The 18521-nt window shown below is 60.9% G+C and carries 18 protein-coding genes and 1 other RNA gene; 10 read left to right on the forward strand and 9 right to left on the reverse strand.

The features are described from left to right. Positions 1-47: 47 nt before the first annotated feature. Genes ubiH through BM132_RS02040 form a run of 3 tightly spaced genes read right to left on the reverse strand, consistent with a single transcriptional unit; the run spans position 48 to position 3148 of the window. The gene (ubiH, locus tag BM132_RS02030) at positions 48-1235 is read right to left on the reverse strand and encodes a 2-octaprenyl-6-methoxyphenyl hydroxylase (protein WP_076383057.1); all 1188 of its coding nucleotides are present in this window, start codon (positions 1233-1235) and stop codon (positions 48-50) included. Next, positions 1232-2566 carry a Xaa-Pro aminopeptidase gene (gene pepP, locus BM132_RS02035; RefSeq protein ID WP_092452787.1) on the reverse strand — a complete coding sequence of 445 codons (1335 nt, stop codon included), beginning with the start codon at positions 2564-2566 and terminating at the stop codon, positions 1232-1234. Before pepP ends, ubiH begins: the two co-directional genes overlap by 4 nt. A 27-nt stretch (positions 2567-2593) precedes the next feature. Continuing rightward, positions 2594-3148 (reverse strand): YecA/YgfB family protein, encoded by a 555-nt coding sequence (locus tag BM132_RS02040; RefSeq protein ID WP_047226083.1) that lies wholly within the window; start codon positions 3146-3148, stop codon positions 2594-2596. Positions 3149-3275: 127 nt separating this feature from the next. Between BM132_RS02040 and BM132_RS02045 the strand changes: the two genes are divergently transcribed. The 4 genes from BM132_RS02045 to BM132_RS02060 all read left to right on the forward strand — a co-directional run bounded on the left by BM132_RS02045 (position 3276) and on the right by BM132_RS02060 (position 4732). Next, positions 3276-3485: a TIGR02449 family protein gene (locus tag BM132_RS02045; protein WP_030138125.1), complete on the forward strand. Its 210-nt coding sequence runs from the start codon at positions 3276-3278 to the stop codon at positions 3483-3485. Next, positions 3482-3799: a cell division protein ZapA gene (locus BM132_RS02050; RefSeq protein ID WP_047226084.1), complete on the forward strand. Its 318-nt coding sequence runs from the start codon at positions 3482-3484 to the stop codon at positions 3797-3799. The genes BM132_RS02045 and BM132_RS02050 overlap by 4 nt, the downstream gene beginning before the upstream one ends. A 30-nt stretch (positions 3800-3829) precedes the next feature. Beyond that, positions 3830-4009, forward strand: a non-coding RNA gene (gene ssrS, locus BM132_RS02055) — 6S RNA. Between the two features lie 117 nt (positions 4010-4126). Continuing rightward, positions 4127-4732, forward strand: coding sequence for a 5-formyltetrahydrofolate cyclo-ligase (locus tag BM132_RS02060; protein ID WP_092395222.1), 606 nt, complete (start codon positions 4127-4129; stop codon positions 4730-4732). A 36-nt stretch (positions 4733-4768) separates the two neighbouring features. Here BM132_RS02060 and BM132_RS28405 read toward each other — a convergent pair whose 3' ends face one another. Then, on the reverse strand, positions 4769-4915 hold the full coding sequence (locus tag BM132_RS28405; RefSeq protein WP_092395219.1) for a hypothetical protein: 147 nt from the start codon (positions 4913-4915) through the stop codon (positions 4769-4771). A 195-nt stretch (positions 4916-5110) separates the two neighbouring features. Here BM132_RS28405 and BM132_RS02070 point away from each other — a divergent pair, with 195 nt between their 5' ends. From BM132_RS02070 to BM132_RS02085, 4 genes are all read left to right on the forward strand, one after another. Further along, on the forward strand, positions 5111-5560 hold the full coding sequence (locus BM132_RS02070; RefSeq protein ID WP_092452791.1) for an EVE domain-containing protein: 450 nt from the start codon (positions 5111-5113) through the stop codon (positions 5558-5560). 81 nt (positions 5561-5641) lie between these two features. After that, positions 5642-6607: an HlyD family secretion protein gene (locus tag BM132_RS02075; RefSeq protein WP_092395211.1), complete on the forward strand. Its 966-nt coding sequence runs from the start codon at positions 5642-5644 to the stop codon at positions 6605-6607. Then, the gene (rbbA, locus tag BM132_RS02080) at positions 6604-9330 is read left to right on the forward strand and encodes a ribosome-associated ATPase/putative transporter RbbA (protein WP_092452795.1); all 2727 of its coding nucleotides are present in this window, start codon (positions 6604-6606) and stop codon (positions 9328-9330) included. Before BM132_RS02075 ends, rbbA begins: the two co-directional genes overlap by 4 nt. After that, positions 9330-10448 (forward strand): ABC transporter permease, encoded by a 1119-nt coding sequence (locus BM132_RS02085; RefSeq protein ID WP_092452798.1) that lies wholly within the window; start codon positions 9330-9332, stop codon positions 10446-10448. The genes rbbA and BM132_RS02085 overlap by 1 nt, the downstream gene beginning before the upstream one ends. 64 nt (positions 10449-10512) lie before the next feature. Here BM132_RS02085 and BM132_RS02090 read toward each other — a convergent pair whose 3' ends face one another. Next, the gene (locus tag BM132_RS02090) at positions 10513-10920 is read right to left on the reverse strand and encodes a flagellar basal body-associated protein FliL (protein WP_092453089.1); all 408 of its coding nucleotides are present in this window, start codon (positions 10918-10920) and stop codon (positions 10513-10515) included. A 150-nt stretch (positions 10921-11070) separates the two neighbouring features. On the opposite strand from BM132_RS02090, the gene BM132_RS02095 reads away from it, so the two are divergent. Together BM132_RS02095 and glpT are read left to right on the forward strand one after the other, a co-directional pair. Beyond that, complete coding sequence (locus tag BM132_RS02095) at positions 11071-12048, forward strand: NADPH:quinone oxidoreductase family protein (RefSeq protein WP_092452801.1); 978 nt, start codon at positions 11071-11073, stop codon at positions 12046-12048. Between the two features lie 243 nt (positions 12049-12291). Next, positions 12292-13641, forward strand: coding sequence for a glycerol-3-phosphate transporter (glpT, locus tag BM132_RS02100; protein WP_092395198.1), 1350 nt, complete (start codon positions 12292-12294; stop codon positions 13639-13641). Here the strand turns inward: glpT and BM132_RS02105 are convergent. The 4 genes from BM132_RS02105 to rho all read right to left on the reverse strand — a co-directional run bounded on the left by BM132_RS02105 (position 13617) and on the right by rho (position 18328). Further along, the gene (locus BM132_RS02105) at positions 13617-14285 is read right to left on the reverse strand and encodes a gamma-glutamylcyclotransferase (protein WP_092452804.1); all 669 of its coding nucleotides are present in this window, start codon (positions 14283-14285) and stop codon (positions 13617-13619) included. The two genes, glpT and BM132_RS02105, sit on opposite strands and share 25 nt — an antisense overlap. 227 nt (positions 14286-14512) lie before the next feature. After that, entirely contained in the window at positions 14513-15481 is a 969-nt protein-coding gene (locus BM132_RS02110; protein WP_092452807.1) for a CDP-6-deoxy-delta-3,4-glucoseen reductase, read from the reverse strand. Next, positions 15481-16947, reverse strand: coding sequence for a 4-hydroxy-3-polyprenylbenzoate decarboxylase (ubiD, locus tag BM132_RS02115; RefSeq protein WP_092395188.1), 1467 nt, complete (start codon positions 16945-16947; stop codon positions 15481-15483). Before ubiD ends, BM132_RS02110 begins: the two co-directional genes overlap by 1 nt. 121 nt (positions 16948-17068) lie before the next feature. Then, on the reverse strand, positions 17069-18328 hold the full coding sequence (gene rho, locus BM132_RS02120; protein ID WP_025216061.1) for a transcription termination factor Rho: 1260 nt from the start codon (positions 18326-18328) through the stop codon (positions 17069-17071). Positions 18329-18521: the final 193 nt, after the last annotated feature.

An 18521-nucleotide genomic window follows, 5' to 3' on the forward strand; every position in this document is an offset into this window, starting at 1 on the left:
GTGCTGGCGACATGAGTCGCCCATGAGAAAAATGATCGAAACAAGCCTCACGCATCGGGACGTGTCCCCAACCCCATGGCCTGGCGGGCGAACCAGCGCTTGGCCGGCGGCAACAGGTCGAGGCCCAGCAGGCCAAGGTTACGGCCCAGAGACACCAGCGGCAGATTGCTGCTGAACAGACGCGTAACCTGGTCGGAAAACCCGACGGTCAGGGTCTGATCCATCCGTTGACGCTCGCGATAGGCTTGCAGCACGGCGAAATCCCCCGGCGCGCTGTCGCTGTCGAGCAAGGCGTCGGCCAGGGCCTGGGCATCGCGCAGAGACAGGTTGAACCCCTGGCCGGCAATCGGATGCAGACTGTGGGCCGCGTTGCCCAGGATCGCCAGATGCGGGCGGACCTGCTCTTCGGCTTCCACCAGCGCCAACGGATAAAGATGTCGAGCGCCTACCTGTTTCAGGGTACCCAGGCGATAACCGAACACGCCCTGCAATTCGCTGAGAAAGCTGCGCTCATCCAGGGTCGCCAGTCGTTGCGCATCCATGCCCTGACGGGTCCAGACCAGCGCGCAACGGTTCTCCGGCAGCGGCAACAAGGCCATCGGGCCATCGTCGGTGAAGCGCTCGAAGGCCATGCCGTTGTGGGCTTCGCCGGGTGTGATGTTGGCAATCAGCGCGCTCTGGCCGTAAGGTCGATTGCGCACGCCAATACCCAGCTGTTCACGCAGGCTGGAACGGCCACCGTCAGCCAGCACGGCAAGGTCGCATTCCAAGGTGGTTTCGTCATCGAGCGTCAGGCGATAGCCGCCGACCATGGGCTCCATCCGGGTGACTTGTGCCGGACAGTGCCAACTGACCACCTCGGTGTCCAGCCCTTGCCACAGGCACTGGCCGAGCCAGGCGTTTTCCACCACATAACCCAGGGCCGGCACCCCTTCTTCCATGGCCGACAACCGCGCCGTGGAGAATCGTCCGCGATCAGACACGTGGATCTGCTTGATCGGCTCGGCGCGACGAGAAACTTCCTGCCAGATCCCCAGGCGTTGATAAATCTGCCGCGACCCGAACGACAATGCCGAGGAACGGGCATCGTAGCTCGGTTGCCAGGCATCGCCGGGAGCGAAGGGCTCGATCAGCATGATCTTCCAGCCCCGCGCCTTGGCACCGGCTTGCAGGGCCAGAGCCAGGCTCGCGCCCACCAGGCCACCGCCGACGATCGCCAGATTGACCCGGCTCATGCCGCATCAGCCCGGGCGGCGGCCATCAGGGCCTCGATTTCAGCGACCGTCTTGGGTACGCCGTGACTCAGGATTTCACAACCGGTTTTGGTCACTACCACGTCATCCTCGATGCGCACGCCAATGCCGCGCCATTTTTTCGCTACGTTGCGATTGTTCGGGGCGATGTAGATGCCCGGCTCAACGGTCAACGTCATGCCGACTTCCAGTACCCGCCATTCGCCGCCGACCCGGTACTCGCCAACGTCGTGCACGTCCATGCCCAGCCAGTGGCCGGCGCGGTGCATGTAGAAGGCCCTGTGGGCTTCGCTGGCGATCAACTCGTCCACCTCGCCCTCCAACAGGCCCAGGCGCACCAGCCCCTCGGTAATGACCCGCACTGTTGCTTCGTGGGCCTGGTTCCAGTGTTTGTCCGGTGCAATTTCGGCAAACGCCGCCTCCTGGGCGGCCAGCACCACTTCGTAGATTGCCTTCTGTTCGGGCGAAAACCTGCCGCTGACCGGCCAGGTACGGGTGATATCACTGGCGTAGCAGTCGATTTCACAACCGGCGTCGATCAATACCAGGTCACCGTCCTTGAGCAGTGCGTCGTTCTGCTGGTAATGCAGGATGCAGCCGTTGCGACCCGCCGCGACGATCGACCCGTAGGCCGGCATTTTTGCCCCGCCCTTGCGGAACTCATAATCGAGCTCGGCCTCCAGGCTGTATTCGTACAACCCCGCGCGCGCGGCCTGCATGGCCCGGATGTGCGCCTGGGCGGAAATCCGCGCCGCTTCGCGCATCACCTTCACCTCTGCCGCCGATTTATACAGGCGCATGTCGTGCAACAGGTGATCCAGGGCAACGAATTCGTTCGGCGGCTGGGCACCGAGATGGGCTTTGGAGCGAATCACGTTGATCCACTCCATCAGGTGCCGGTCGAATTCCGGGTTGCTGCCCATGGCCGAGTACACCCGGTCACGGCCTTCGATCAGGCCCGGCAGGATGTCGTCGATGTCGGTGATAGGAAATGCATCGTCGGCGCCATAGTCACGCATCGCCCCTTCCTGGCCGGCTCTCAGGCCATCCCACAACTCCCGCTCGGCGTTGCGTTCGCGGCAGAACAGGATGTATTCGCCATGGGCCCGGCCGGGCATCAGTACGATCACCGCTTGCGGCTCGGGGAAGCCGCTGAGGTATTGAAAGTCGCTGTCCTGGCGGTAAACGTGCTCGACGTCGCGGTTGCGAATGGCAACGGCGGCGGCGGGCAGGATTGCGATGCTATTGGGTTCCATCTGCGCCATCAGGGCCTTGCGGCGACGGCTGTATTCCGATTTCGGGATATGAATCATGGGCAGACGGTGTTCCCTTTCAAGCAATCAGTGCAAGGACGGCTTGGCGGCCGGTTCAGCGGTTTTCTTGGTTTCGGTGAACAGCAGCAATGGCGCGACCCGCAGGTACTCCATCACTTCCATGTAGTCGCTTTCGCCGTCATCGGACTCTTCCAGAGCGTCCTGGACCTGAGAGATCGCCGCCAGGTCTTGCAATACTTCCTTGGCCTCGTCACTCAACGCATATTCGCGGCGGGTCAGGCCGAAGCCGGCGAGGAAGCCCTGGCACCACTGGCCCAGCGCAGCGGCGCGTTCGGCCAGCGGAGCGTCATCGGTAGGCAGCAGCAGGACGACGGTCATGTCATCGCTGGTCAACTCACCCTTGACCATTTCCTGCAGGCCGATGAGCGCATTGCGCACGTTGTCCGCCGGTTCGCCTTCCAGCAACTCGGCGGCGTCAGCCAGCCAGCCGTCGGCATCGAAGCCGGCGCCGGCGCAACTGCGCCCCAGCAACAGGCCATGCAGTTCAGCAGGCGAGACAGGATGACCGCTGGTGCTCAGCAGGGTGGCAAACGCTTGATACGGGGAATTCTGAATGGGCATGGGCAGCTAGGCGCCAGACGGCGCTATGTCTAGAATGGAGGCCTTGTATCCTACATCGACAGACTCGCCAAGACTATCAGAGGCTGTGCGACCCTATCCCCATCAGACACAATCTTCAGTGGACACAATGGAAGACACCGACCTGCAAGCGCTGATGGCCAGACTCGAATTGCTAATTGAGCGGGTCGAGCAACTTAAGAGCCAAAACGGACTCCTATTAGCTCAGGAAAAGACCTGGCGCGAGGAACGCGCGCACCTCATTGAAAAAAACGAAATCGCCCGGCGTAAGGTCGAATCGATGATTTCGCGCCTCAAGGCCCTGGAGCAAGACTCATGAGTTCAAGCAATAGCGTAACCGTGCAGATCCTCGATAAAGAATATTCGATCATCTGCCCCCAGGAAGAGCGCAGCAACCTGGTAAGCGCCGCCCGTTACCTGGACGGCAAGATGCGCGAGATCCGCAGCAGCGGCAAAGTCATCGGCGCCGACCGCATTGCTGTAATGGCTGCCTTGAACATCACCCACGAGCTGTTGCACCGCCAGGATACGCCGGACGTGCAAGTCAGCGGCTCGACCCGTGAACAGGTGCGCGATCTGCTCGATCGGGTGGATCTGGTACTGGCCACCGACCCGGACGTCAGCAAGGGCTGATTCGCGAGGCTGCCTGGGGTATACTTGCGTCACTCCCTGGGGTGCTTGCCAGTTGGTGATGTCCCTGAGCCGATACGCACAACCACGGGAGTTGCACGTTGGGGCCGGTGTGCATGTCCGCTTGACGGAAAGCCTTAACGCCCCCTGCAACTTCCACCTTGAACTTTCGGGTTCAAGGGCTAAGCCGACAGCGGTTCATCCGGGGAGCCTGATTTCTCACAATGCCAGTCATCAAGACTGGCATTGTTGTGTCTGGCGCAGGCATTTCTGAGCGCCCTGTTTTGCGGTTACGCTGTGCTGTCGCCACCGATTGCGTGAAATATTCATATGACCGAACCCGCGCTGCTGCCGCGCCCGCAACTCCGCCGCCTGCTACGCCAGGCTCGTCGCGCCCTGACAGCTGCCCAGCAGCGTGAAGCCGCTCGAGGGCTCTATAAGCAACTGGCCCAGCACCCGCTGTTTCGCCGGGCAAGACACATCGCCCTGTACCTGCCCAACGATGGCGAGATCGACCCGCGCCTGTTGCTGCGCGCCGCTCAGCGCCGGGGCAAGGCTACTTATCTGCCGGTACTGAGCCCATGGCCGCAGACCAAGATGGTGTTCCAACGCATCCGCCCCGGCGAAAAGCTGCGACCCAATCGTTTTCGTATTCTGGAGCCGCGGATGAACATTGCCCGGCAACGCAAGGTCTGGACGCTGGACCTGGTGCTATTGCCGCTGGTGGGGTTTGACGATGCGGGAGGTCGGCTGGGCATGGGCGGTGGCTTTTATGACCGCAGCCTGGGGTATCTGGCGCGACGCAAGCAATGGCGCAAACCGACGCTGTTGGGGCTGGCCCATGAGTGTCAGAAAGTCGAACGGTTGGCGCAGGCGAGCTGGGACGTGCCGCTGCTGGGAACGGTCAGCGACCGGTACTGGTATATCGCGGGGTAGACGCCGCAGGAAAACAGCGGCGTCCTGCAGACCGGCTCAGCGTTTGAGCGAAGGCGCGGGCTGGGTGATTTCCATCGGTGTATCGGTCTTGCTGGCCCACAAACTCTGGGCGTAACCCGTGGTAACGACCCCCAGGCCGAACAGAATGACCAAGATCCACAACAAATCCGGTTTGCGTTTCATCGATTGCCCCCCTCAAGGCATATCACACACGATGACAGCAGCGGTTTTCTTATTGGCCGTGCAGCAGCGTAAAGCTTGGAAGGCCGGCATTTTGCGGCAACCGGCATCAACACGCAAACTCTGGCGTCAACCGACTGTCGGTTTGTCATAAGATCGCTGAACTTTTTTTATCATTACCGCCCAGGAGTAGAAATCATGGCCTATTGGCTGATGAAATCCGAGCCCGACGAATTATCCATCAAGGGTCTGGAAAAGCTCGGCCAGGCACGATGGGACGGGGTTCGCAACTACCAGGCACGTAACTTCTTGCGGGCCATGGCGGTGGGCGACTCGTTCTTTTTCTACCACTCCAGTTGCCCGGAGCCGGGTATAGCCGGCATTGGACAAATCATTCGGGCGGCCTACCCTGACCCGACGGCATTGGAGCCCGACAGTCACTATTTCGACCCCAAGGCCAGCCCGGATAAAAATCCCTGGACTGCAATCGACGTGGCCCATGTCCAAACGTTTCCCCGCGTGCTCAAGCTCGACTATCTCAAGCAGCAAACCGCCCTGGCTGAAATGCCGCTGGTGCAAAAAGGCTCGCGACTGTCGGTGATGCCGGTGACGGCTGAGCAGTGGGCGGCGGTTATTGCCTTACGCTGATCCGCCATGAGTTGATGGATATCAAGCTGGGCCAGTAACGGATCCAGCAGACTGCAACGCTACAGCCGCAGGATGCCGGACATGTCGACAAACCACCGTAGCTCTCGCTTTTTCGCCCTCGCCTTGATGGCTCTGTTGTTGGCCGCCGGAGGGTTTGGCTATTGGAAGTCACGCCAGGATCGCCTGCCCGAAGGCCTAAGCATGGGCAATGGGCGCCTGGAGGCCACCGAAGTCCAGATCGCCAGCAAGACACCCGGGCGCCTGGCCGACGTTCATGTTGACGAAGGCGATGTCGTCAGCAAGGGCCAACTTCTGGCGCGCATGGACACCCGCACCCTGGAGGCCCAGCGAAACCAGGCCGAAGCCGAAGTAACGCGCGCCCGGGAAAACCTGTCCGCCGCTCAAGCCAATGTGCAACTGCGCCAGAGCGAACAATTGCTCGCCCACCAAGAACTCAAACGCACCCAGGAACTGTTCAGGCGCGGTTACGCCAGTGCCCAGGCGATCGACCAACAACAAGCCCGTTTCGACACAGCTAACGCTGCGGTCAATGCTGCTCAGGCTCAGGTGTCGGCCGCGGCCGCCGCCATCGGTGCGACCCAGGCCCAGGTTGCCCAACTGACCAGCGAAATCGACGACAGCAGCCTGCGTGCCCCCATTGACGGCGTGATTCAGCTACGCCTGGCCGAGCCGGGCGAAGTGCTGGGTGCCGGTGGACGGGTACTGCTGATGATCGATCCGAACGATCAATACATGAACCTGTATTTGCCGGCGTCCGTGGCCGGGAAACTGGCGGTGGGCGATCAGGCGCGTCTGCTGCTCGACGCCCTGCCCGATCGACCATTGCCGGCAACGGTCAGCTTCGTCGCGGCCAAATCGCAGTTCACTCCCAAAGAAGTCGAAACCCGTGACGAGCGCCAGAAACTGGTGTTCCGCGTCAAGATACGCCTGTCGCGGCCCGGCGAAGTGCCCCAGGCAAAACCGGGCATGCCCGGCGCCGGCTACGTGCGCACGGCCCCCATTGACTGGCCGGCCAACTTGCAATGAGCGCCGCTCTCGGCGAACCGGCACTGCACGCTTCGGGCCTCGATCACCGCTATGGCCAGCACCTGGCCTTGAGCGATATTGCCTTCAGCCTGCCCGCCGGCACCCGTTGTGGCCTGATCGGGCCGGACGGGGCAGGCAAATCGAGCCTGCTGGGGCTGATTGCCGGCGTGAAGAAACTCCAGAGCGGCCAACTGCAGGTGCTGGGTGGCTCAATCGAGGACCGACACCATCGCAAGACCCTTTATCGACGCATCGCCTTCATGCCTCAAGGGCTGGGGGGCAACCTTTATCCTGACTTGTCGATACGCGAGAACATCCGGTTCTTCGGCACGCTGTTCGGGCTATCGCGGGCAGACTGCGAGCAGCGAATGGGCACGCTGCTGCTGGCGACCGATCTACAGCGGTTTGCCGACCGGCCAGCGGGCAAATTGTCCGGTGGCATGAAACAGAAACTGGGTTTGTGTTGCGCACTGATCCACGAACCGGACCTGCTGATCCTCGATGAGCCCACCACCGGCGTGGACCCCCTCTCCCGCCGACGCTTTTGGGAACTGATCGAAGATGTGCGCCGACAACGCCCGCAACTGACTTTGCTGGTCGCCACGGCTTATATGGAAGAGGCCGAACAATTCGAGCACTGCCTGATGCTCGACGGCGGTCGTTTGATTGCCCAGGGGCTGAGCGTCGAGCTGGCCGGCGTCACACCCGACGGCAAGCTCGACTCGGCCTTCACCCACTTTCAGGGCGACAGCGGCCACAGCGCCGAACCGCTGATGATCCCACCCAGGACCGACGATACCGCCGACATCGCCATCGAAGCCCACGACCTTACCTTGCGCTTCGGTGATTTCACCGCAGTCGACAACGTCAGCTTCGCGATTGGTCGCGGTGAGATCTTTGGCTTTCTGGGCTCCAACGGTTGCGGCAAGACCACCACCATGAAGGTGTTGACCGGGCTGATGCCCGCCAGCGAAGGCAGCGCCCATCTGCTGGGCAACCCGGTCAACGCCAAAGACCTGGCCACCCGCAAACGCGTGGGCTTCATGTCCCAGAGTTTTTCACTGTATGGCGAATTGAGCGTGCGCCAAAACCTGGAGTTGCACGCCAAACTGTTTGATCTGCCCACGGTGGACAGCCATCAGCGCATCGACGAGTTGATCCGGCGCTTCAATCTTCAGGCAATGGCAGACCAGCCTTCCGGCGCCCTGCCCCTGGGCCTGCGTCAGCGCTTGTCCCTCGCGGTGGCGGTGCTGCATCGCCCGGAAGTGCTGATCCTCGATGAACCGACCTCAGGCGTTGATCCGGCCGCGCGGGATGATTTCTGGCGACTGCTGATTGAGTTGTCCCGCGAACAGGGCGTGACGATATTTCTTTCCACGCATTTCATGAACGAAGCCCAACGCTGCGACCGCATTTCGCTGATGCACGCCGGCAAAGTCCTGGCCTGCGACACACCCGCGGCCCTCCAGGCACAGTTCAACGGTCAGACGCTGGAGGCCGCGTTCGTCACCTGCCTGGAACAGGCCCAGGGTGAAGCACAGCAAGACACCGCCCCCGTGCCCCTCGACAATGCCGGCACGCCGCAGGACCGGCACGGCTTGAGCCTCAGGCGCCTGTGGGCCGTCGCCAGCCGGGAAGGCAAGGAGCTGCTGCGAGATAAGGTACGCATGGCCTTCGCCTTGATGGGAGCCCTGTTCATGATGGTGATCTTCGGCTACGGCATTTCATTGGACGTGGAAAAGCTCGCCTTCGCCGTGTTCGATCAGGATCAGAGCCCGCAAAGTCGCGCTTACCTGGAAGCATTTCGCAGCTCGCGCTATTTCGAGGAGCAGCCGGTTATCCAGGACGCGAACGCGCTGCATCGGCGCTTGCAACGTTCGGAAATCAAGCTGGCCCTGCAAATCCCACCCGGTTTCGGCCGTGACCTGTATGCCGGTCGGCAACCCACCGTTGGCGCCTGGCTGGACGGCGGCATGCCGTTTCGCGCCGAAACCAGTCGCAACTACGTCCAGGCGGTACATCAGGCCAATCTCGAACAACGGGTTGAACAGAGCAGCCCAGCGCTAAACCAGCAAAGCGCAGCTAGCCTGGAGACCCGGTTCCGCTACAACCAGGACGTGGTCAGCGTGAACGCTATCGGTCCGGGCGTGATGGCGTTGATCCTCGCGTTCATTCCGGCCATGTTGACGGCTCTGGGGATCGTGCGGGAAAAGGAGTTGGGCTCGATCACCAATTTCTACGCCACACCGTTGACCCGCCTGGAGTTCCTGCTGGGCAAACAAGCGCCCTATCTGGCGGTCAGCCTGATCAATCTGGCCCTGCTGACGGCGATGAATCGCTGGCTGTTCGGCGTGCCATTCAAAGGCAGCGGCCTGACGCTGGCGTTGGGCGGGCTGCTCTACGTACTGGCAACCACCAGTATGGGGTTGTTGATCTCGGCGTTTACCCGCACCCAGATCGCAGCGATCCTCGGCACCATGATCATCACCAGTCTTCCGACCATCCAATTCTCGGGGTTGATCGTGCCGCGCTCATCCCTGGACGGGGCAGCCTCGGTGATGGGCCAGTTGTTTCCCGCCGGTTATTTCCTGGACATCGCCGTCGGCACTTTCACCAAGGCCCTGGACCTGCGCCAGCTATGGCCGCAATGCCTGGCGCTACTGGGCTTTTTTCTGGTGTTCACCGGGCTCAGCCTGGTCATGCTGAAAAAACAGGAGGCCTGATGCACAAGTTTTCGCATATCTGGCGTCTTGGCCTCAAGGAACTGACCAGCCTGCGGTATGACTCCGTCCTGCTGCTGTTTTTAGGCTACGCATTCACCGTGGCGATCTACATGCCGGCCGCAGGCTCGGTGATCGGCGTCCACAACGCCAGCGTGGCGGTGGTGGATGAAGACCAAAGCCATCTCTCACGTCAATTGATCCAGGCTCTGCAACCGCCGGAATTCCAGAGCCCCGTGGCGTTGCCCTATGCCGAGCTGGACAAGGTCATGGACAGTGGCCGCTACACCTTCGTCATCAATGTGCCCGCCAACTTCCAGGCCGATCTGCTCGCCGGACGAGAGCCTGCGCTGCAACTCAACGTTGATGCCACAGCCATGAGCCAGGCGTTCATGGGCGCCGGCTACATCGGGCGGATTTTCCAACAGGAACTGCTGACCTACAGCGGGCAGGCACAAGCAAGCGCACAAACGCCCGTGAAGCTGACCACCCGAGCGCTGTTTAACACCAATCTTGAGGGCGGGTGGTTTCTGGCCGTGATCCAGATCGTCAACAACATCACGATCCTGGCCATCATCCTGACGGGCACCGCGCTGCTGCGCGAGCGCGAGCACGGCACCCTCGATCACCTGCTGGTGCTACCGCTGACCGCACTGGAAATCATGCTGGCGAAAATCTGGAGCAACATGCTGGTGGTGGTGCTATGCACCTGGGCCTCGCTGGAAATAATCGTCAAGGTCGCCTTGGGCGTGCCGCTTGCCGGCTCCATGTTGCTATTTCTGCTGGTGACCGCGCTCTACCTGTTCGCCAGCACCGCCCTGGGCATTTTTCTCGCCACCCTGGCCCGCTCAACGCCGCAGTTCGGTCTACTGTCGATCCCGGTCATCATACCGATGCTGCTGTTGTCGGGCGGCAGCACGCCGCTCGATAGCATGCCGCAATGGTTGCAATGGGTGATGCAAGGTTCGCCTTCGACCCATTTCGTCAGCCTCAGCGCGGCGATTCTATTCCGGGATGCGAGCGTTAGCGTGGTATGGCCAGACCTGCTGGCACTGGCGGCAATCGGGCTCTTGTTCTTTTTCATCGCCCTGGGGCGGTTTCGCAAAAGCCTGGCGTCCTGATAATAAGCAGCCTTCGTCAGCGCCTACTGATTCGTGGCGCTGTCGGGGCTACGATCCAGCCGACTTATTGAATGATCAGGTTATTGAACAACAGATCATCCACCATCGGCTTGCCGGTCTCGTCGTTCATCACTTGCTGGGTCTGCTTCAACGCTTCCTGACGCAGTTTTTCCTTGGCTTCGAGGTTGTTCATCGCCTCGGTGGTCTGCTGGGCGAACAACGCCACCAGTTGGTTGCGGATCAATGGCTCGTTGGCCTTGACTGCCGCAGCGGCTGCGTCACCGGTCACACGCAGGGCCACATCGGCCTTGTACACCCTCAGCTTCGCCGAGCCGTCCAGGCCATAATTGCCCACGAATGGCGGGCTGAGGGTGATGTAACTGACCTTCGGCGCCTCGCCTTCTTTGGTTTCCTCGGCCATCGCCGTCACAGGCAACGACAGAGCCAGCATCAACATGATCCACGCTTTCACATTCGACTCCTCATACGGTTTGCGGCCCAGCATACCGACCCGCCGTTCAAGCACAAGCTTATGGCCGGCTATCAGGGCGGGGCATGCTCATTGACCCGTTGACTCTCACACCTACACTTATCGGCCATCACTCCCAAAGGAATAGCCCTGATGAAAGCCGTGCTGTGCAAAGAATTCGGTCCTGCCGAATCGCTGGTGCTGGAAGACGTCGCCAGCCCCGTCGCGAAGAAGAACGAAGTGCTGCTGGACGTGCATGCCGCCGGGGTGAACTTCCCTGACACGCTGATCATCGAGGGCAAATATCAATTCAAGCCACCCTTCCCGTTTTCCCCTGGCGGCGAAGCGGCGGGCGTGATCAGCGCGGTGGGTGAAAAAGTCAGCCACCTGAAGGTCGGTGACCGGGTGATGGCGCTGACCGGCTGGGGCAGCTTTGCCGAACAGGTGGCGGTGCCTGGCTACAACGTGTTGCCGATCCCGGCGTCCATGGACTTCAACACCGCTGCCGCCTTCAGCATGACCTACGGCACCTCGATGCATGCCCTCAAGCAACGGGCCAACCTGCAACCTGGCGAAACCCTGCTGGTGCTCGGCGCATCCGGCGGCGTCGGCCTCGCGGCGGTGGAGATCGGCAAGGCCATGGGCGCCCGGGTGATTGCCGCCGCCAGCAGCGCAGAGAAACTGGCCGTGGCCAAGGCCGCCGGCGCCGACGAACTGATCAACTACAGCGAAACCAGCCTCAAGGATGAAATCAAACGCCTCACCGACGGCCAAGGCGCCGACGTGATCTACGACCCGGTAGGCGGCGACCTGTTCGACCAGGCCATTCGCGCCATCGCCTGGAATGGCCGGCTGCTGGTGGTCGGCTTTGCCAGCGGGCGCATCCCCGAGTTGCCCGTGAACCTGGCCTTGCTCAAGGGCGCCGCCGTGGTGGGTGTGTTCTGGGGCTCCTTCGCCCAACGCCAACCCCAGGACAACGCCGCCAACTTCCAGCAATTGTTCGACTGGTTTACCGAAGGCAAGCTCAAGCCGCTGGTCTCGCAGGTGTATCCACTGAGCAACGCCGCCCAGGCGATCAACGACCTGGGCCAGCGCAAGGCTGTGGGGAAGGTGGTGGTGCAAGTTCGTTGAAGCCAATCAAGCGGTCCGGGTGCCGGAGGCTGCGGACCGCATGATTGTTGAACCTGGCCACGTTGAACCTGGCCACAAGGCAATTCCGACAGCGCCATCAGCGTATGTCTGAGCGACATGTTCATTTAAGAACATTCATCAAGGGGAATTTCCACTGTTTTGACGATGAGAAGCGGTGCTATTTTCGGTAACGAAACTGTAACATTCGCATCCGCAGTCATAACAAGAATCTGGAGCCCTTGAATGTTTGCTTTCTTTCGTCCTGCCGTACATCAGGCGCCCCTGCCTGAAGAAAAAATAGACAGCACCTACCGACGCCTTCGCTGGCAGATTTTCGCCGGCATCTTCATCGGCTACGCCGGGTATTACCTGCTGCGCAAAAACTTCTCCCTGGCCATGCCGTACCTGATCGACGAGGGCTACACCCGAGGTCAGTTGGGCCTGGCCATGTCGGCCATCGCCATCGCCTACGGGCTTTCGAAGTTCCTGATGGGCCTGGTGTCCGACCGTTCCAATCCGCGCTATTTCCTGCCATTCGGTTTGCTGGTCTCGGCGGGGGTGATGTTCATTTTCGGTTTCGCGCCTTGGGCAACCTCCAGCGTCACCATGATGTTCATCCTGCTGTTCATCAATGGCTGGGCCCAGGGCATGGGCTGGCCGCCCAGTGGGCGGACCATGGTGCACTGGTGGTCACAGAAAGAACGCGGCGGCGTGGTGTCGGTCTGGAACGTGGCGCATAACGTCGGCGGTGGCTTGATTGGGCCGTTGTTCCTGCTGGGGATGGGCTGGTTCAATGACTGGCACGCGGCGTTTTATGTACCGGCGGCCGTGGCGCTACTGGTGGCGCTGTTTGCCTTCGCGACCATGCGCGACACCCCGCAATCGGTAGGCCTGCCGCCGATCGAAAAATACAAGAACGATTACCCGGAAGGCTACGACGCCAGTCACGAGAACGAGTTCAGCGCCAAGGAAATCTTCGTCAAGTACGTGCTGCGCAACAAAATGCTCTGGTACATCGCCATGGCAAACGTCTTTGTGTACCTGCTGCGCTACGGCGTGCTGGATTGGGCGCCCACCTACCTCAAGGAAGCCAAAGGCTTCACGGTGGATAAAACCTCCTGGGCGTACTTTTTGTATGAGTGGGCAGGCATCCCTGGCACGTTACTGTGCGGCTGGATGTCGGACAAAATCTTCCGCGGCAACCGGGGCCTGACGGGCATGGTGTTCATGGCGCTAGTGACCGTGGCGACGCTGGTGTACTGGCTGAACCCGGCGGGCAACCCGACCGTGGACATGGTCGCCCTGGTTTCCATTGGCTTTCTGATCTACGGCCCGGTCATGCTGATCGGTTTGCAGGCCCTGGAACTGGCACCGAAAAAGGCCGCCGGTACCGCCGCCGGTTTCACCGGGCTGTTTGGCTACCTGGGCGGCTCGGTCGCGGCCAGTGCTGCGATGGGCTACACGGTGGACCATTTCGGCTGGAACGGTGGTTTTGTATTGCTGGTGGGTGCTTGCCTGCTGGCGATGGCGTTCCTCGCGCCAACCTTGTGGCACAAGCAAATCGCCAGTCAGAGCCGCGAAGCGGTGGCCTGATCCAGGGCTGATTTGCAGCGTTTGAGCCGCGCCTCCAGATTCCGGTCTGGCATGGCGTGGCTGCGCAGGGCGTGGATGGTCTGCTCGACATAATCGCGAGTGGTGCCATAGCGCCCACAGGCGTTTTCGAACACCTGGCTCAGCACATGGTCCGGCAAGTTGCCGGCATAGCTGGGCAGGTGCCGCTCCAGCACGAATCCCAAGGCCTGCACCCGGCTGCCATCTTCGAGGCGGCAACTGAGCCAGTACGGGCGATAGGACGGGAACGGCATCTCGCGCTGCCACAGGGCGAACAGCGAGTCCTCCAGATTCTCTTCCGATAATCGATAGGCGAAACCGCTGCACGACCCGCCTCGGTCCAACCCGAACACCAACCCCGGTAATTCCGGGGTCCCCCGGTGCTCGTGAGACCACAAATACAAACCGCGATGGTACCCGTGGACCCGACCGCGCACCCGCTCCACCGCTGTGCACTCCGGCCGCCAGATCAACGAACCGTAAGCAAACAGCCACACCGGCCCACCCCGGTGCAGGCTCATGGTCAATTGCATCGAGGCGAGCAATTGCTCACGGGTCAGCTGCGGCCCCAGGTCGAGGCGTGGCGGGTATGGCGCACAAGTAAAGGCGGATTCGATCGCGGTCATGGCCGGTAGCGGTTGGCTCCTCGCGGTTCATGAAGCTGGATGGTGCGCGTCATGACACTGACGCTTGTCAGGAGCAAGGCAAATTAAATGCCATAAATGCCCATGAACGAGGGAATTCTAATATTGCGTAGGAGCTGTCGAGCGAAGCGAGGCTGCGATCTTTTGATCTTTCGCTTGAGACTCAACTGTCAGGGGAAAGATCGCAGCCTCGCTTCGCTCGACAGCTCCTACGCCCGCGGCGCATAGGCAAATACGTCGGCGCGCATTTGGTGGGCGTCCATTCCGGCATCGACCAACGCGTCGAGGGTGGCATAGATCATCGCCGGCGAGCCGCTGGCGTAGACATGCACGCCCTTGAGATCGCTGATGTCCTCGCACACGGCTTCGTGAAGCATCCCACAGCGCCCTTCCCAGCCACACAAGTCGCTGACGACTTTGTGCAGGAACAGGTTAGGCAGCGTTTTCCACTCGTCCCAATGTTCGATTTCATAGAAATCTTCCGGGCGCCGCACCCCCCAATACAGATGCACCGGGTGCTTGAAGCCCGCTGCGCGGCAATGTTCGATCAGGCTGTGCATCTGCGCCATGCCAGTACCGGCGGCAATCAACACCAGCGGGCCCTCCGGCAACTCGGACAAATGGGTGTCGCCAAAGGGCATTTCGATGCGCACATTGGGGTTACGCTGAAGTTGCTCCAGCAGCGTCTGCGCACTGTTTTCGCGCACTAATACGTGCAATTGCAGCTCGCGCCCCGAATGCGGCGCCGAGGCCAGGGAAAACGCCGATTTCTCGCCATTCTCCCGCTCGATCATCAGGTACTGCCCCGCGTGATAGCGCGGCGGCTTGCCCGCCGGTGCGCGCAGGCGTACTCGCCAGACATCACCACCCACGTCGGCGCATTCAGTGACTTGGCACGCCAGGCTGCGCACGGGCAACTCACCCGGTGACAGCACGCCATCCCACAGCACCACGCAGTCCTCCAGAGGCTCGGCAATGCAGGTGAAAATCTCACCGTGATCGCGCACTTCACCCGCCTGCTCCACGCGGCCTTCCACTAGCAGCGCACCGCAGACATGGCAGTTGCCATTGCGGCAGCTTTGCGGGCACTCATAGCCCAGGCGTCGCGCGCCATCGAGAATCCGCTCGGAGGGCCGGATATCCAACACCGCCCCGGAAGGCTGCAAGGTTACACGCATCAATCTATTCCTAACTGATTCCAGATGGCATCGATCCGTTGGGTAACGGCTTCATCCTTGACGATCACCCGGCCCCATTCACGGGTGGTTTCACCGGGCCATTTATGCGTGGCATCGAGTCCCATCTTCGAGCCCAGGCCGGACACCGGCGAGGCAAAGTCGAGGTAATCGATCGGCGTATTCTCGATCATCACCGTGTCACGCTTGGGGTCCATGCGCGTGGTGATGGCCCAGATCACGTCGTTCCAATCCCGTGCGTTGATATCGTCGTCAGTGACAATAACGAACTTGGTGTACATGAACTGTCGCAAAAACGACCAGACCCCCAGCATGACCCGCTTGGCGTGCCCTGGGTACGACTTCTTCATGGTCACCACGGCCATGCGGTAAGAGCAACCTTCCGGCGGCAAGTAGAAGTCGGTGATTTCGGGAAACTGCTTCTGCAGGATCGGCACGAACACCTCGTTCAGCGCCACCCCGAGAATGGCCGGCTCATCCGGTGGACGGCCGGTGTAGGTGCTGTGGTAAATCGGCTTGATTCGATGCGTAATGCGCTCGACGGTGAACACCGGAAAGCTGTCGACTTCGTTGTAGTAGCCGGTGTGGTCGCCATACGGCCCTTCATCGGCCATTTCGCCGGGATGGATCACGCCTTCAAGAATAATCTCGGCCGTGGCCGGGACTTGCAGATCGTTGCCGCGGCATTTCACCAGTTCGGTGCGGTTGCCGCGCAACAGCCCGGCGAATGCGTATTCGGAAAGACTGTCAGGCACTGGCGTGACAGCACCGAGGATGGTCGCCGGGTCCGCGCCCAGGGCCACGGACACCGGAAACGGTTGCCCAGGATGTTTTTCACACCATTCCCGGTAATCCAGCGCACCGCCACGGTGGCTCAGCCAGCGCATGATGACCTTGTTACGGCCAATGACCTGCTGACGGTAGATACCAAGGTTCTGACGATCCTTGTTCGGACCTTTGGTGACGGTCAGGCCCCAGGTAATCAGCGGCCCCACATCGCCCGGCCAGCAGGTCTGCACCGGCAACATCGCCAGGTCGACATCGTCACCTTCGATCACCACTTCCTGGCAGATGGCGTCCTTGACGACTTTCGGCGCCATGGAAATGATCTTGCGGAAAATCGGCAGCTTGGACCACGCATCCTTCAGACCTTTGGGCGGCTCAGGCTCCTTGAGAAACGCCAGCAGCTTGCCGATTTCGCGCAATTCGCTGACGGCTTCGGCGCCCATGCCCAAGGCCACGCGATGTGGCGTGCCGAACAAGTTGCCCAGCACCGGGATGTCATAACCGGTCGGGTTTTCAAACAATAGCGCCGGGCCTTTGGCTCGCAGCGTACGGTCGCAGACCTCGGTCATTTCCAGTACGGGGGACACCGGCACCTGGATGCGCTTGAGTTCGCCGCGCTGTTCCAGACCGCTGATAAAGTCGCGCAAGTCGCGATACTGCATGCAAAAGCCTCATGGTAGCCGGGGCGTCGGGGGCCCGAGTTTAACGCCGCCCGTTCAAAATAGTGAATGCACGGATAGCAAAAAGCCGGGTTTCCCCGGCTTTGCTGCCCTGCCTGATCGATTACTTGCGTTTCATCGACAGGAAGAACTCATCGTTGGTCTTGGTCTGTTTCAACTTGTCGACCAGGAACTCGATGGCAGCGACTTCATCCATAGGATGCAGGAGCTTGCGCAGGATCCACATACGCTGCAGCTCGTCGTCGGCGGTCAGCAACTCTTCGCGGCGGGTGCCGGAACGGTTGATGTTGATGGCCGGGAAGACGCGCTTTTCAGCGATCTTGCGATCCAGAGGCAGTTCCATGTTACCGGTGCCTTTGAATTCCTCGTAGATCACTTCGTCCATCTTCGAGCCGGTTTCAACCAGCGCCGTGGCGATGATGGTCAGCGAGCCGCCTTCTTCGATGTTACGCGCAGCACCGAAGAAACGTTTCGGTTTCTCCAGGGCGTGGGCATCGACACCACCGGTCAGCACCTTGCCGGAGCTCGGGATCACAGTGTTGTAGGCACGGGCCAGACGGGTGATGGAGTCCAGCAGGATCACCACGTCCTTCTTGTGCTCGACCAGGCGCTTGGCCTTCTCGATCACCATTTCGGCAACCTGCACGTGGCGGGTCGGCGGCTCGTCGAACGTCGAGGCAACCACTTCGCCGCGCACGGTGCGCTGCATCTCGGTCACTTCTTCCGGACGCTCGTCGATCAGCAGCACGATCAGATGAACTTCAGGGTTGTTACGAGCGATGTTGGCCGCGATGTTCTGCAGCATGATCGTCTTGCCCGCTTTCGGCGGCGCCACGATCAGACCGCGCTGGCCCTTGCCGATGGGTGCGCACAGGTCGATGACCCGGCCGGTGAGGTCTTCGGTGGAACCGTTACCGGCTTCCATCTTCATGCGCACGGTCGGGAACAGCGGGGTCAGGTTCTCGAAGAGAATCTTGTTCTTCGCGTTTTCCGGACGGTCGAAGTTGATCGTGTCGACCTTGAGCAGTGCGAAGTAACGCTCGCCTTCCTTCGGAGGGCGGATCTTGCCAACGATGGTGTCACCGGTGCGCAAGTTGAAACGACGGATCTGGCTCGGCGAGACGTAGATATCGTCTGGGCCGGCAAGATAGGAAGCGTCTGCGGAGCGGAGAAAGCCGAAGCCGTCCTGGAGAATCTCCAGCACGCCATCACCGGAGATTTCCTCGCCGCTTTTCGCGTGCTTTTTGAGCAGGGAGAAAATCACGTCCTGCTTGCGCGAACGGGCCATATTTTCTATGCCCATCTGTTCGGCCAATTCGAGCAGTTCGGTAATCGGCTTTTGCTTGAGTTCAGTCAGATTCATATAGGAATGACGTAATCATTTATGGAGGGGGGAAATTAAGCTTTTGGCTTAATGAGGCCGCGCCGCGGAGAAGGCGACAGGATCGCGTACTTATTCGAAAGGAGTGCGTCGGCGACGGCTTGCAGGGGGCAAAGGAGAAACCAGTGCGGGGCCGAATGTAACACCTGGGTTTGCGAGCGTCTAGCCCCGAGTA

The sequence above is a fragment of the Pseudomonas sp. NFACC45 genome (assembly GCF_900113505.1).
Classification (GTDB): domain Bacteria; phylum Pseudomonadota; class Gammaproteobacteria; order Pseudomonadales; family Pseudomonadaceae; genus Aquipseudomonas; species Aquipseudomonas tehranensis.

Bases quoted from the DNA above. Each gene is read 5' to 3' on its own strand.
- BM132_RS02110 (WP_092452807.1), bottom strand. From the start codon at position 15,481: ATGCGTGTAACCTTGCAGCCTTCCGGGGCGGTGTTGGATATCCGGCCC.
- BM132_RS02060 (WP_092395222.1), top strand. From the start codon at position 4,127: ATGACCGAACCCGCGCTGCTGCCGCGCCCGCAACTCCGCCGCCTGCTA.
- rbbA (WP_092452795.1), top strand. From the start codon at position 6,604: ATGAGCGCCGCTCTCGGCGAACCGGCACTGCACGCTTCGGGCCTCGAT.
- BM132_RS02050 (WP_047226084.1), top strand. From the start codon at position 3,482: ATGAGTTCAAGCAATAGCGTAACCGTGCAGATCCTCGATAAAGAATAT.
- ubiD (WP_092395188.1), bottom strand. From the start codon at position 16,947: ATGCAGTATCGCGACTTGCGCGACTTTATCAGCGGTCTGGAACAGCGC.
- glpT (WP_092395198.1), top strand. From the start codon at position 12,292: ATGTTTGCTTTCTTTCGTCCTGCCGTACATCAGGCGCCCCTGCCTGAA.
- BM132_RS02075 (WP_092395211.1), top strand. From the start codon at position 5,642: ATGTCGACAAACCACCGTAGCTCTCGCTTTTTCGCCCTCGCCTTGATG.
- pepP (WP_092452787.1), bottom strand. From the start codon at position 2,566: ATGATTCATATCCCGAAATCGGAATACAGCCGTCGCCGCAAGGCCCTG.
- BM132_RS02070 (WP_092452791.1), top strand. From the start codon at position 5,111: ATGGCCTATTGGCTGATGAAATCCGAGCCCGACGAATTATCCATCAAG.
- rho (WP_025216061.1), bottom strand. From the start codon at position 18,328: ATGAATCTGACTGAACTCAAGCAAAAGCCGATTACCGAACTGCTCGAA.
- BM132_RS02040 (WP_047226083.1), bottom strand. From the start codon at position 3,148: ATGCCCATTCAGAATTCCCCGTATCAAGCGTTTGCCACCCTGCTGAGC.
- BM132_RS02085 (WP_092452798.1), top strand. From the start codon at position 9,330: ATGCACAAGTTTTCGCATATCTGGCGTCTTGGCCTCAAGGAACTGACC.
- BM132_RS02095 (WP_092452801.1), top strand. From the start codon at position 11,071: ATGAAAGCCGTGCTGTGCAAAGAATTCGGTCCTGCCGAATCGCTGGTG.
- BM132_RS28405 (WP_092395219.1), bottom strand. From the start codon at position 4,915: ATGAAACGCAAACCGGATTTGTTGTGGATCTTGGTCATTCTGTTCGGC.
- BM132_RS02045 (WP_030138125.1), top strand. From the start codon at position 3,276: ATGGAAGACACCGACCTGCAAGCGCTGATGGCCAGACTCGAATTGCTA.
- ubiH (WP_076383057.1), bottom strand. From the start codon at position 1,235: ATGAGCCGGGTCAATCTGGCGATCGTCGGCGGTGGCCTGGTGGGCGCG.
- BM132_RS02105 (WP_092452804.1), bottom strand. From the start codon at position 14,285: ATGACCGCGATCGAATCCGCCTTTACTTGTGCGCCATACCCGCCACGC.